The organism is Phaeodactylibacter sp., assembly GCF_040219495.1.
Taxonomy (GTDB): Bacteria; Bacteroidota; Bacteroidia; order Chitinophagales; family Saprospiraceae; genus Phaeodactylibacter.
On the sequence record NZ_JAVJSK010000061.1, the window covers coordinates 25,871 to 39,339 of the forward strand.

Sequence of the window (13,469 nt, forward strand, 5' to 3'; positions counted from 1 at the left end):
TGGTGAAGGGGAAAGATAGTGAATTCTACTCCAAATCTGCTACCATTAAATTGCAGCCGCGCACCTCGCTGGCGTCCAACCGACCCAAGACTTCAAAACGGCCATCCGCCTGAACGCGCCCGAGGTCTTCTGTAGCGACAAAACTGATCGTATCCAGATTGGCCAGATCGATGATATTGAGGGCACCGGTACGCCCGATGCCTACTTGCGCAAAGGGGTCGGTGATTTCCCGGGTGCGCACCTGCATCGTCGGAGCAGCCTGAAAGAGCCCGTTACCAGTGGAATAGGCCTGAGACAGCAGCTCCGTCATTCCATATTCGGAGTGGACCTGGCCAACCTGAAAAGCCTGCCGGAGGTGCTGATGCAGTTCCTCCCGGGTCAGCTCACGGCGGCGGCCCTTCATCCCTCCGGTTTCCATGATGGTAATACCGGACAGGTTAACAGGATGGGCTTCCGCCAGGTCCAAAAGCGCAAAACTCACCCCAATCAGTAAGGTCGGCTGCTGGCTTTTTTGGCACTTTTGCAAAATCTGAAGCAGCTCATCGGTGTTATATAAAAAGAACCCGCTGTCTGAATGCCCGGATTGGCGGATGAAATCCTCTACCATGAAAACCAAGGAAGAGCCCCTGCGTTCTAGATAAGAAGGCAAAAGTGCCAGTACACAATAACCATTCAGGCTGCCGTAGAAGTTTTCGAAGCCTCGGCGTGCGCTTTTTTGGTAAAAGGCTCTGCTGCGCAACCGGTGTTTACTAGCTACCGAACCGGTGGTCCCACTGCTGCTGAAGACCGCTTCCGGCTCCCAGGAGCCCGTCTGAATGGCATGGGTTTTAAACAGAGAGATGGGCAGGAAGGGAATATCCGACAGCTGCCGGATATTGTCCGGCAACAGCCCAAGCAGCTTCAGGTAGCGCTCATAGAGTGGGTTTTGCGCAGCCTGATACCGGAATACATCAAGCGCCAGCGGCTCAAAGCCAGCGGCATCAACGACCTCAATGCGTTCCTTAAGGGCGATGCGGGTTTTTCTAGGATTCAACAGATAAAAAATTTTCAGATGAAAACTACAGTATTGGTATTGCTACTTGGCCTTGGGCTCGCACTATTCAGTTGCGTACAACCACCAGACTACCCGATAGAACCCGAGCTTGAGTACATTGGTTTTAATACCCTGACTTTTCCCCAGGGCGGCGCGGGCACACCCAATGATACGCTGATCCTTACCTTTGCCTTTACCGACGGCGATGGCGATATCGGTTATTCAGACAATACGATTGATATTTTCCTTACTGACAGCCGCACTGGCTTTGAAGAAATCCGGAAACTACCGGTTATCCCGGAAGAAGGCGTGGGCAACGGCATTTCCGGTGAAATCACGCTCCGGTTCCCCAACCAGCCTTCACAAATCTGTTGCCTGTATCCGGACAGCAGCCAGGGATGCGCACCCAATCCGCAGTTCCCCACCGACACCTTTTCCTACACTGTACAAATTATGGATCAGGCCGGGAACCTAAGTAATATCATACGGACTGAAACAGTCACACTACTCTGTAACTGACAGCCAGTCGATGTCTTTTTTTAGCAGGCCCAGGGTTGCGGCTTCCGGGCTGCCCGCTTCCGGCTGATGGCTGTATTCCCAATTAGCGACCGGCGGCAAGCTCATCAGTATAGATTCTGTGCGCCCATCGGTATCGAGGCCAAACTTCGTGCCCTTGTCCCAGACCAGGTTAAATTCTACGTACCGGCCACGGCGCAACGCCTGCCACTTCAGCTCCCGTTCCCCATAAGGCTTGTCCTGATTCCGTGCGATCAACTCACTGTAAGCAGGAGCAAAAAGCTCCCCCACCTCTTTGACAAAGGCAAACACAGCCTCTTTTGACAGCCCTTCGTTTTCCTCATTAAGGCGGTCAAAGAAAATGCCCCCCACGCCCCGGGTTTCTTTACGGTGCTTCAGGTAGAAATAGTCGTCCGCCCACTTTTTGAACCGGGGATAAAATTCAGGATGATGCCGGTCACACACCACTTTTAGCTGTTCGTGGAAATACCGGGCATCTGTTTTTTCAATGTAATGCGGAGTCAGGTCAATGCCTCCTCCAAACCAGTACAGCCCGTTTTCCATCTCAAAGTACCGTACATTCATGTGGATGATGGGCACTATTGGGCTGACCGGATGCTGCACGATGCTCACCCCCGTGGCCAGAAAGCGGCCGGGCTCCACCCCCAATGCCCGGGTGATCCGCTCCGGCATCTCCCCGTGTACTGCTGAGAAGTTGACGCCCCCCTTGGCAATACGTTTTCCCTGAAGAATACGGGTGCGGCCACCGCCACCGCCGGGGCGTTCCCAGGCATCCTCCTGAAACTTGCCCCCGCCGTCTGCTGCTTCAAGCTGCTGACAGATACGATCCTGCAACGACTTGAAAAATGAAATGATCTCCTGTTTACCAATAACCATAATTGATTTTCGTATTTTGGTATTCAAATTTTAAACATTGCACAAAATACATCCTTTGTTCAAGGCGTACCTGTACCTATTGTCAAGGCATTGTCAAGGCCTGTTCGGGTTAGTATTCGCGGTGGCCATAGCGCTGCCTGTTTCCGGTCAGTCCGGCATGCCTTTGGATAGTCTGCTAATGCAGCTGAAGGGGGGAGCCGATACAGCCAACCGGGGCGTCCTCCTCAATAAAATCAGTCATGCTTACCATTCATACAAATTAGACTCTGCAATTTACTACGCAAAGTTAGCAGAACAAGAAGGAATAACGCACTCAGATACCACAGTTATCGCACGGGCCCTGACGCTGCAAGGGGCTGCCGCCGCTTCTTCCGGCAACCTTCTTGAGGCCATTCAAAAAACCGAACAATCCCTAAATCTCGCGCTTTCGATCAACGATAGCATAAATATTGCCAATGCCTCCAATAATCTTGCACTGATTGATATGGATGCCGGTAATACCCAACTGGCACTCAGGCGCTTTCAGCAATCATTGAACCACACCACTAAAGATACACTTGGGCGGATTTATACGCTAAAAAACATAGCCTTGCTTTACTCCCACAGCGGAAACGAGGCCGCTTCTGAAAAGTACATGAATCAAGCCATTCAGGAAGCTCAGGCCTCAAAGGACTCAAGAATTTTGCAGATTGTCTTCTACACTAAAGGCAAGTTGGCTATGGGAGACAGTACTAAACTAGACTCTGCACTGTTCTTCTTCGAAAAGACCGTATCCATCAGCCAAAAAAATAAGGATATCACTTTTGAAGTTCAAGGGTGGATCAATATTGGTTTAGTCCACCGTAATGCGGGGCGCCAGGAACTTAGCCGGGAAGCTTTCCAAAAAGTTGTCGCGCTTTCCGAAGAAATAAGTTACCCATTCGGGATATTTTACGGTCAGATGGGAATGGCTACCTCATACCTGGATGAAAAAGCATTTGAAAAAGCTCAGGAGGCAATTCAGCAAATCCCTAAAGATTACCCTTTTTCCCTTGGTGATAAGCTAGCTTACTACGAGCTTTTAGGGCAGTACTTTCGGGAGACCGGGCGCTTCCAGCAAGCACTGGCGGCACAAGATTCTGTCTTCTTTTATAAAGACAGCCTTGCAAGTACAAAAAGGCAACAGGAGCTGAACCGGCTGGAGATAAAATACGAGGTCGAACAAAAAAACCGGGAAAATGAGATACTTGCACTGGAAAAAGAACAGGCTGAACAGCGGGTACTCAATCAACAGCGACTGGGTTTCTTCTTTTTGTTTGTACTCCTGACTTTACTGGCTACCAGCTTGTATCTACTTTGGCAGAGGCGCCGTTTCAATGTTCGCCTGAAAGAACAGGTAGCCCTTCAGACAGAAAAACTCCGGCAGGCTAATAAAGAGTTAAAACGGTCCAATCTGGAGCTGGAACGGTTCACCTATATTGCCTCTCATGACATGAAGGAGCCACTTCGGAATATCATAAGCTTTTCCATGCTACTTGAACGTAAAAAAGAGCTATGGGAAGGCCATCAGGATGCAGTAGACTTTTTTGACCATATCAAACGCAGTGCCAAACAAATGCACGCCCTTATTCAGGATGTGCTGGCTTATGCACAGGTACGGGGCGGACGGGAAAATGATCAACTCGTCCCTGTTGACCTCAATGAAGTTTTTTCGCAGGTCAGGGAAGCCCTTGAGCCCCAACTGAAGGAAAAGAACGCCAAGCTGTACAACGAAAACCTGACCTTCATTAAAGGGACACCCCAACACTTCTTTATCATACTGAAAAACCTGGTGGAAAATGGGCTCAAATACAACGAAAGCAAGGAGCCAATGGTCATGGTCAGGCAGGAACTGAAAGCGAATACCACACGGTTACTGGTCATTGACAACGGTATTGGCATACCCGATGAGTTTAAGCCCAAGGTAATCGATATGTTCTACCGCCTCCACGGACGAACGAAGTATCAGGGCACCGGACTTGGATTGGCTATTGTAGACCGCCTGGCTCAAAGCCTTGAAGCAACTATCGAAATAAACGACCGCTCTGGTGGAGGCACTATCTTTTCCATTCAGTTTCCTAACTAATCCCTATCTTTTCTGCAGCAGCTTGAAAAATGAAATGATTTCCTGTTTATCGGTGTACATAATGATTTTTTGTATTTTAGTGGTCAGAACTCAACAGTTGCACAAAATACACCTCTTTGCTCCAGGCGCACCTATACATATTGTCAAGGCACTGTGAACGCCTTTTTAGGGTTTTTCTTTTGATATCGGTGACAATACCTGTTTTCAGCCAGTCTGATACGCCGGTTGACAGCCTTAAAAGCTTATTGTTTGCGGATTCTCCTCCCCTAAAACGCGGGGTGCTACTCAATGATATCAGCTATGCTTACAGTGTGTATCAGTTTGATTCGGCTTACCACTATGCCCGGTTAGCAGAAGCGGAGGGCACCGCACATAAAGATACCCCGGTCATTGCAAGAGCATACATCCTGCAGGGGTCCGTAGCTTCCGCTCAGGGCAATCTTGCTGAATCCATCCGAAAGACCGAACAGGCCTTAAACCTGGCTCTTGCGATCAATGATAGTACGAACCTTGCCAACGCCTACAACAACCTCGCGCTGGTAGATATGGATGCTGGCGATGCCCAGCAAGCACTCAGCCGGTTTCATAAATCACTGGATTATACCACGGATGATACGCTGGGGCGGGTTTATACCCTCAACAATATCGCCTTACTCTATTACAACAGTGGAGACGAAGCGGCTTCGGAGAAATACATGGCACAAGCCATAGCGGAAGCACAAGTGTCTGATGACCCGCTGGTTATCCTGGAAGCCTACTTCACAGAAGGCATGATCAAGATGAAGGATACCACGCAATTGGATTCCGCGCTGCTGCTCTTCAATAAAACTCTCGATATAAGCCGGGAATATAAAGACCTGACTACCGAAGTGCATACGCTCATCAATATCGCGATTATCCACCGCGACGCCAAACGTACTGAACATAGTGAAAGCGTATTGCAACAGGTCATTAGCCTCTGTGGTGAAAACAACTATCCACTTGGTGCCTACTACGCCATGCTGGAACTTGGTGACTTGTATCTGGACAATAAATTATACTCCAAAGCCTGGACAACACTTAAACGCATTCCAGCTGATAATGCGATGGCACTGGCTGACCAATTGCTCCTGCACGAACTAAAGGGCAGGTATTACCGGGAAACCGGCCAGTACCGGCAGGCCCTGGCAGAGCAGGACTCTGTCTTTTTCTTTAAAGACAGCCTGTCCAACACCCTCAAACACCAGGAGCTTACCCGGTTGGAAGTCAACTACGAAGTCGCTCAGAAAAACCGTGCCCATGAAATCCTTGCGCTGGAAAAAGAACAGGCTGAGCAAAAGGTCGTCAATCAACGGCGCCTGGCGCTGCTGGCTGTTTTTATACTGGTGCTCCTGCTTTTTACCAGCCTGTTTTTACTGTGGCAGCGCCGCCGTTTCAGCCAGCAACTGGAGCTACAGGTGGAACTGCAAACCCAGGAACTGCAAAAGGCTAATCAGGAACTGGAGCAGTCCAATCAGGAACTGGAAAGGTTTACCTACATTGCTTCGCACGATTTGAAGGAGCCACTTCGCAATATCATCAGCTTTACTACGCTGCTGGAGCGAAAAAAGGCACTCTGGGTGGATCATGAAGACGCCAGGGATTTTTTCAGCCATATCAAGCGCAGCGCCCGGCAGATGCATACCCTGATTCAGGACGTACTGGCTTATGCACAAGTGCGCGGAGGAAGGGATGAATCTGCTTTGACGAGAGTTGACCTCAACGAGATCATGGCGCAGATACAGGAAGCCCTACAGCCTCAACTCGAGGCTAAAAACGCCAAACTATACAGCGAAAACCTCACCTTCATTGAAGGGACGCCCCACCACTTCTATATCATCCTAAAAAACCTGGTCGAGAACGGGCTGAAGTACAACGAATACGAATCGCCCAGGATCATTGTACGCCAGGCGCTGAAAACCGAGAAGCCCCGCCTAATGGTCATCGACAACGGTATTGGTATTCCTGATGAGTTCAAGCCCAAAGTATTCGATATGTTTTACCGCCTGCACGACCGCGTGCAATACGAAGGTACAGGGTTGGGACTGGCTATCGTTCATCGGCTGGCGACCAGCCTCGATGCCACCCTCGAAATCAGTGACCGGCCCGGAGGCGGTACCATTTTCACCATTCAGTTCACAAGATAATCCCGGCTTTGGCAGCAGCCGCAGCAACTTCCTTCTTACTGTTGCCAATGAAAATCTCGTCGTCCACGATGACAACCGGCCGCTTCAGAAAGGTATATTCTTCCAGTATCAGCCGCTTGTAGTCTGCCTCTGCAAGGGCTTGCTCGTGCAGGTTCATAGCACGGTACTTCCGGGAACGCCGCGTAAACAAAGCTTCGTAGGAGCCCGCCATCTCGTACATCTCCTCCAATTGCGCTTCCGTTATTGGCTCCGTTTTGATATCTTGCAAGACAAAGCCCTCTGCGCCATTCAATTCCTTGATGATGCGCTGACAGGTTTTACAAGTTGACAAGTGATAGATTTTCTTCATCTTTTTTTAGCAAAGATAAATGATGCAACGCATTTCCCATGCCGAACTCATCCTGAATGCCGACGGAAGTATTTACCACCTCAACCTGCGCCCTGAGGATATTGCCAATACGATCATCACGGTAGGCGACCCGGGCCGTGTAGGCAGGGTATCCAAGTACTTTGATGAGGTGAGGGTCAAAAAAGAAAAGCGGGAATTTGTCTGCCATACGGGCCGTATTGGGCAACGGGAGGTCTCGGTACTTTCCACCGGCATCGGCCCCGACAATATCGATATTATAATCAATGAGCTCGACGCCCTGGTGAACATAGACTTCGGGACGCGGGCACCCACGGCCGAGCATACTGCACTGAACATCATTCGGATTGGCACCTCCGGCGCATTGCGGAGCGACCTGCCGGTAGACAGCTTTGTGGGTTCCGCTTACGGCATCGGGCTGGATAATATGCTGTCTTTTTACCAATACCAGCCCAATCTGCCCGAGGCAGAGCTAGAGGACGAGCTCAAAGCATTTCTACGGGAGAAAATGGACCTGCCTTTTTATGTTTGTGCCGGCAGCAACCTCCTTTTGGAAAGCATTGGAGCCAGCATGTACCACGGCATCACCCTCACTGCAGCTGGCTTTTACGGGCCTCAGGGACGGCAACTCCGGCTTCAGCCCCGCTTCAATACTGAGCGGATGGAGCAACTGGGGCATTTTACCTTCAGGAAGGTCCCTATCACCAACTTTGAGATGGAAACGGCTGCCATTTACGGGCTTTCCCGTATGCTGGGGCACCGGGCGCTATCCACTAATGTCATTTTGGCTAACCGGCCTGCCGGGCAATTCAGCAAAGACCCCAAAGCCTCAGTGGAAAAGCTTATTAAGCATGTCCTTGAGCAATTGTAAGAGCGTGTTGGGACTTTTGTCTTCTAGTCGAAAACTAATATTTTTTTGGTTAGACGACCTGCTTACCGAAGTGATCGACACGCAGGCAGGCAGGAAAGTGTCCCGTTTCAGGAAGCGGGACAGGCCGGTTACAAAAGTCCCACATACGCTCTAAAACACAGAAGGGACTGGTTTCCTGAGTAGCCAACCGAATGGAACCCGTACGTAGGGTATGAAAATACAAACTCCGGAATGCCGCACAGGCCGTTCCGGAGTTCGCTTTGCTTTCGGTAATGGTTACCCATTGCCTTTTTTATGATCCGCCAGGAATTTCTCCAGGCCAATGTCGGTCAACGGGTGCTTAAGCAGGCCCATCGCGGCATCAAGCGGGCAGGTGAATACATCAGCACCGGCACGGGCAGCATCCACGATATGCTTAGCGTTGCGGATAGAGGCTGCCAGGATTTCCGTCTCGTACCCCTGAATCGCATAGATCTCCGCAATTTGCTCAATCAAGCCGATGCCATCCCAGCTGATATCATCAATACGCCCGATGAATGGCGACAGGTAAGTCGCTCCGGCTTTCGCTGCCAGTATGGCTTGTCCGGCAGAAAAGACCAAGGTGCAGTTGGTACGGATACCGTTGTCCCGGAAATAGCTCAATGCTTTCACCCCGTCTCTAATCATAGGTACTTTGACCACGATATTGGGTGCGAGCTGGGACAGCGCCTCCCCTTCCTTAATGATACCCTCAAAATCAGTGGAAATGACTTCCGCGCTGACGTCGCCGTCCACAATTTCGCAGATTTTCTGGTAATGAGCGTAAATATTATCATGCCCGGTAATACCTTCTTTGGCCATAAGAGAGGGGTTGGTGGTTACACCGTCCAGAATACCAAAGTCTTTAGCTTCCTTAATCTGATCAAGGCTGGCTGTATCGATGAAAAACTTCATACGCTTGGGTTGGTTTTACAGTATTTTCAGATAGGTTTTCAGAAATAGAACCTGCGGTAAGCGCAATAGTTTGACCAGTGGCGGGCAATAAGGAAAAGGAAATAACTTTCCGTTCTTTCCGTCAAACTACTAAGGGTCAGATAAGGGGAAAAAATAAGGCGAGCAACACATCGCACCGCTCAACCTGCCTACCCTTGCTGCGTTTCCGCCCTGGGGGAGTTCAGCGGGAGCTAGTCGTGTGCGCTCGCCGGACGGCAAAGGTAAGGGCTTCAGTTGAAAATTCCAAGACTCAACCGCCCGGCTGCCCAATTATTTTTTATTCTCCTTGGGAAGAATCTCCGTCTTTTCCCCAAAGTACTGTACAAAGCGTTGCATATCAGCAGCTAACTCGGCATTCTGCGTGGCTTTGTAGTAGGTATCCGCCAGTGCCCTCAGGGTTTGGAACATGAAGCGGTCCATTTCGACCACCTGCATCTGCTTGGTCCACAAATCGATCCGAAGAGTATCCTTCGTCTCCCGGTCAAAAATAGATAACAGAAAGGCTTTTGCGGACTGCAGCTCCGGCCCGTCAGGTCCGTCTACCGATGCCCATTGTATATCGATGGGCATGTTTTCAGCATCCAGCCCTACATTGATTTTTATTTCTGACCACTTCTTAACTTCGTCTGCCATAATTCTTCGGTATTTTTTTGCTGACCAATTTCCAGGCATTGGTTTAGTACGCCCGGAGCGGGCCGAAATTACTAAATTTCAACCCGATATTCTACTGACGTGCCTGCCACCTGCCTGGTTCGCACCTTTGATGTTGTTTTTTGATCAGTACTGTAGTATCCTGTATCCCCTACCGGCTATTTTGGTAAAAAAGACCTGACTATGTCCCAAATCAATGTTCTCAAACGGATTGTTCTGCCCCTTTACTGCTGCATTATTCTCCCCTACTGTGTGTCGGCACAAAACGCGGTAACTTCCGGCCGTCTGTATGTAGAGCCCCCTACCCTGATCTGTCTGGGCTTTGAGTGGTACATAGGTGGAGATGACAACCGCAACGCTTCCGTGGAAGTTGCATACCGCAAAGCCGGAGACCCGGGCTGGAAAACAGGCATGCCTCTTATCCGGATTGGAGACGAGATGGCTGGTATTGCCGAGCTGACCTACAGGACGCCACGCCTTTTTGCTGGCAGCATCATTGATTTGGAGCCTGATACGGAGTACGAATGCCGCCTCACGCTCAGCGACCCTGATGGCGTGGAGCTTGGGCCGGCCGTACATATCCTACGCATCAAAACCCGTGCTGAGCCTCAGGCCAAAGCCAATGGCCGCATCCGGCATGTCTACCCTCCGGACTGGAAAGGCGAAAAGGAAACGCCTGCCTACGAAGGCCTGATGCATGCTTACTATGGCTTTCGGCGTTATGCTGACCACAATCAGACCGTTGACCCGGTACAGCCCGGAGATATGATTCTGCTGCATGCTGGTACTTACAAGGCTGATCGCTACAACTACCGTAATGAGCATGCGCTTACCTTCCACGGTACCTACAGCCTGACCCACGATGGCACCCCGGAGCGGCCCATTGTTATTAAAGCTGCCGGAGATGGAGAGGTCATATTCGATGGTGACGGGGCATACCGTTTGTTTGATCTTATGGCAGCCGACTACCACCATCTTGAGGGCCTGACCATAAGAAATGCCGACATTGGCATACTAGCCGGAGAGAAGAATGTACTTGGCTGTGAGGGGCTCGTGGTGAAAAACTGCCGGATAGAAAATGTAGGCATCGGCATCATGGCTCAGTACCGAGGCTGCCGCAATTTTTACCTGGCAGACAACCACATCACTGGCCGGGTCGATACCACCCGCTTGCTGCGCAAGGAAAGAGGGCCTGACGGCAAACTGCAACAAAGAGCTTATTCTTACTACGGCGTCAAAGTCTACGGGCAGGGGCATGTCATCTGCCACAACTATGTGGCCTACTTCTTCGATGGCATTGACATTTGCACCCACGGGGCTGCAGAACTTCAGGAGGATGAGCGTAGCGTAGCCATCGACGTGTACAACAACGATATTTTTCTGACCAACGACAACTTCTTCGAAGCCGATGGAGGCACCTACAACCTCAGGTTTCTTCGCAACCGGGGCTTCAACTCCGCTCAATCGGGCTTCACCAATCAGCCTGTCTTGGGCGGCCCCGTATACTGGATCCGAAATATCGGTTACAACATTCCGGAAAAGCCTGCTCTCAAGTATTGGGAGACCCGCCCCGGCGCTATTTTCGCCTACCATAATGTTTTTACGACCTACTCCGGGCGCAGCTGGAAAGGCATGAACAATGCTCAATTCCGCAACAACCTGTTCCTGCAGCCTGATGACGCGCCACAGCCTACGCTGGGCATGAAGACCTACACGAGCTACACTACAAGCGATTACAATGGCTACCGTTTCCACGATGGACAGGAGGCCCCCATTTCCTGGCATGCCCCAAAACCCGGTGTGCTCCGGGACTACGTACTCAGCCATGAGGCATCGACCTTCCAAACGCTGGAAGACCTCGCTGCCGCCACCGGGCAGGAACAACACGGCATTACTGTAGACTTTTCAGATTTTGTAAAGGTGCCGGTCCCGAATTTCAAAGCATGGCAGGCCGCTAACCCGGACCCCGATGCAGAAGCCTTCCCTATTTGGTACCCGGAAGGTATGGATTTTCACCTCCGCCCTGGTAGCAAAGCCATTGACGCAGGGGTGCGTATCCCTAATGTGAATGATGATTTCATGGGAGAAGCTCCCGATATGGGCGCACTGGAAGGCAATCGGCCCGCGCCCCACTATGGCCCCCGAAATTAGTGGTCAAAACAAGAATAGCACAATGGGTTCTATCTCAACAGTCTTGTGCCCGCATTGGCTAATTCGTGAATAGCTTCAGAATCGTAAATAATCTGCCCCGGTTGCAATCCCTGAGCAACAGCAATCATCGCTTTTGCCACATCCTCCGCTTCAACGGGCCGGTATTTGCCCATCACATTCCCACGGAAAAAGGGTGCGATACCACGCGTCAGGCGGACCGCCAACTGCTCGCCCAGGCGTTGCTCTTGCCTCGGGCCCAGTAGTAAGGAAGGCTCGAAGATGTGAATGCCCCAAAAGGGCAGCTCCCGAATGGCCGCTTCCAGTTCCCCTTTGACACGGGAATAAAAAAACAAGGAGTCGGGGTCAGCACCAACGGAAGAAACCAGCAGAAGTTGGTTCGCACCAGCCTCGGCCGCCGCTTTTGCTGTTTCGTAGGCATAGGTATAGTCCACTTTATAGAAAGCTGCTTTGCTGCCCGCTTTGGCCATCGTGGTGCCCAGGCAGGAAAACACATCCTGTCCCTGCATCAGGTGCTGATATTCGGCTGCTTCGTCGAAATTGATAATGTGCTGCTCCAGCCCTTCGCCTTCCACATCCAGCTTGCGCCGGCCGAAGCTAATGACCCGCTTGTAAGACGGATGGGCCAGAAGTTGACGGAGCACGAAACCCCCAACCAGTCCGGAGCCCCCGAATACCAGGGCGGTCTTTTGATGTTTACTGATTTCCATACCTGGCAAAAGTAACAACTTTTCTGGTTCTAGCGCGCTACGGGCAAGGTATAGTAAGAAGCTGAAATACCACCCCAGATACCCAGCCCACCTTCCACATTGGACTCAATCAGGGTGTAGCTGGAAAATGGACCCTGATTGGCCGTATTGAATTCCACTGTATTCCAAAAATCGAAGTGGGCTTTGTCCAGAGCCATCCACTTCACCGTGATGGTGTCGCCTACAGTGTAAAGCCCAAAGGTTTCCAGGTCAATCTCCACACTGCCCCGGGGTATCGGTTTCAGCAGCGGGAACTCCACGGCTTCCCCATCAAACAGGCGGTCATCAGATACAGAGGCGCCCGGACTGACGACCGGGCCTCCGTTCACCCCTACCTGATAGCGGTAGAAATTGGGCACTCCTGCCGGGTCCTGCAAGTATCCCAGCAACTGCGCCAGGGTATCAATTGGCTCTCCGGGCGGCTTCTGAAAGCGCAGAGAATCAATCGGTACATGTTCTGGTATGCGGGTCACCGCACGAACCTGCTGCCCCTCTGCCTCTACAAGCAGGGTGTAGGCCTTGCCTTCTTCACCGATCATAGAAAAACTCATATCTATATACACACAGAAATTGAACCCCAGGCTATCTACTGCCAGCCCGAAAGCCTCTGCAGCCAGCTGCCTTTCCAGTGGCGACAGCTCGTCGAGACAGACTTCTTCCAGCTGTACAGTATCCTGCCCGTCGGTGATGCGTACATCGGCACCACTGACAAAGTTCTCGTTGAAATCTTCAGCACTGAATTCTGAGAAGAAAGAGGTAGAACGAGTCAGAATAACAAAGGGCGGGCGTGGCTCAGCGCCGGCTTCGATGTAGCCTTCCACCACGATTTCCGGTGGCAGGTCAGCGGAAGCGGGCACAAATTCCTGCTCACAACTCAGCGCAAACAGGCTTAGCCCTAAAACAATAAGAAAAATACGGTTCATGTAGATCGGTTTCTGCAGGCAAAACAATGCGTATTGCAGTAAGTTTAGCGTG

12 protein-coding genes and 1 other RNA gene are annotated in these 13,469 nt (G+C 51.0%); 5 read left to right on the forward strand and 8 right to left on the reverse strand.

The window, feature by feature from the left end; all coding sequences use genetic code 11:
* Positions 1 to 25: 25 nt before the first annotated feature.
* Positions 26 to 1,033 (reverse strand): LuxE/PaaK family acyltransferase, encoded by a 1,008-nt coding sequence (locus RIC19_RS09050; RefSeq protein WP_350177983.1) that lies wholly within the window; start codon positions 1,031 to 1,033, stop codon positions 26 to 28.
* Between the two features lie 18 nt (positions 1,034 to 1,051).
* On the opposite strand from RIC19_RS09050, the gene RIC19_RS09055 reads away from it, so the two are divergent.
* A complete protein-coding gene (locus RIC19_RS09055; protein ID WP_350177984.1) occupies positions 1,052 to 1,552 on the forward strand; it encodes a hypothetical protein in 501 nt (166 codons plus the stop codon).
* On the opposite strand, the gene hemF is transcribed toward RIC19_RS09055, so the two are convergent.
* Positions 1,538 to 2,446, reverse strand: coding sequence for an oxygen-dependent coproporphyrinogen oxidase (gene hemF, locus RIC19_RS09060; protein WP_350177985.1), 909 nt, complete (start codon positions 2,444 to 2,446; stop codon positions 1,538 to 1,540). The two genes, RIC19_RS09055 and hemF, sit on opposite strands and share 15 nt — an antisense overlap.
* Before the next feature lie 55 nt (positions 2,447 to 2,501).
* Between hemF and RIC19_RS09065 the strand changes: the two genes are divergently transcribed.
* Positions 2,502 to 4,550: an ATP-binding protein gene (locus tag RIC19_RS09065; protein WP_350177986.1), complete on the forward strand. Its 2,049-nt coding sequence runs from the start codon at positions 2,502 to 2,504 to the stop codon at positions 4,548 to 4,550.
* Positions 4,551 to 4,828: 278 nt separating this feature from the next.
* On the forward strand, positions 4,829 to 6,715 hold the full coding sequence (locus tag RIC19_RS09070) for an ATP-binding protein (protein WP_350177987.1): 1,887 nt from the start codon (positions 4,829 to 4,831) through the stop codon (positions 6,713 to 6,715).
* Here RIC19_RS09070 and RIC19_RS09075 read toward each other — a convergent pair.
* Positions 6,705 to 7,064: an arsenate reductase family protein gene (locus tag RIC19_RS09075; protein ID WP_350177988.1), complete on the reverse strand. Its 360-nt coding sequence runs from the start codon at positions 7,062 to 7,064 to the stop codon at positions 6,705 to 6,707. The genes RIC19_RS09070 and RIC19_RS09075 overlap by 11 nt on opposite strands.
* A gap of 22 nt (positions 7,065 to 7,086) precedes the next feature.
* Between RIC19_RS09075 and RIC19_RS09080 the strand changes: the two genes are divergently transcribed.
* The gene (locus RIC19_RS09080; RefSeq protein ID WP_350178012.1) at positions 7,087 to 7,953 is read left to right on the forward strand and encodes a nucleoside phosphorylase; all 867 of its coding nucleotides are present in this window, start codon (positions 7,087 to 7,089) and stop codon (positions 7,951 to 7,953) included.
* Between the two features lie 276 nt (positions 7,954 to 8,229).
* On the opposite strand, the gene fsa is transcribed toward RIC19_RS09080, so the two are convergent.
* The 3 genes from fsa to gldC form a co-directional block, all read right to left on the reverse strand.
* Positions 8,230 to 8,886: a fructose-6-phosphate aldolase gene (fsa, locus tag RIC19_RS09085; protein WP_350177989.1), complete on the reverse strand. Its 657-nt coding sequence runs from the start codon at positions 8,884 to 8,886 to the stop codon at positions 8,230 to 8,232.
* Between the two features lie 154 nt (positions 8,887 to 9,040).
* An RNA gene (gene ffs, locus RIC19_RS09090) (signal recognition particle sRNA small type) lies at positions 9,041 to 9,135 on the reverse strand.
* 60 nt (positions 9,136 to 9,195) lie between these two features.
* Complete coding sequence (gene gldC, locus RIC19_RS09095) at positions 9,196 to 9,558, reverse strand: gliding motility protein GldC (protein WP_350177990.1); 363 nt, start codon at positions 9,556 to 9,558, stop codon at positions 9,196 to 9,198.
* 201 nt (positions 9,559 to 9,759) lie between these two features.
* Between gldC and RIC19_RS09100 the strand changes: the two genes are divergently transcribed.
* Complete coding sequence (locus tag RIC19_RS09100) at positions 9,760 to 11,727, forward strand: right-handed parallel beta-helix repeat-containing protein (RefSeq protein ID WP_350177991.1); 1,968 nt, start codon at positions 9,760 to 9,762, stop codon at positions 11,725 to 11,727.
* 29 nt (positions 11,728 to 11,756) lie between these two features.
* On the opposite strand, the gene RIC19_RS09105 is transcribed toward RIC19_RS09100, so the two are convergent.
* Both RIC19_RS09105 and RIC19_RS09110 read right to left on the reverse strand, forming a co-directional pair.
* Positions 11,757 to 12,455 (reverse strand): NAD(P)H-binding protein, encoded by a 699-nt coding sequence (locus RIC19_RS09105; RefSeq protein ID WP_350177992.1) that lies wholly within the window; start codon positions 12,453 to 12,455, stop codon positions 11,757 to 11,759.
* 29 nt (positions 12,456 to 12,484) lie between these two features.
* Positions 12,485 to 13,417, reverse strand: a complete 933-nt coding sequence (locus RIC19_RS09110) for a DUF4249 domain-containing protein (protein ID WP_350177993.1) — start codon at positions 13,415 to 13,417, stop codon at positions 12,485 to 12,487.
* Positions 13,418 to 13,469: the final 52 nt, after the last annotated feature.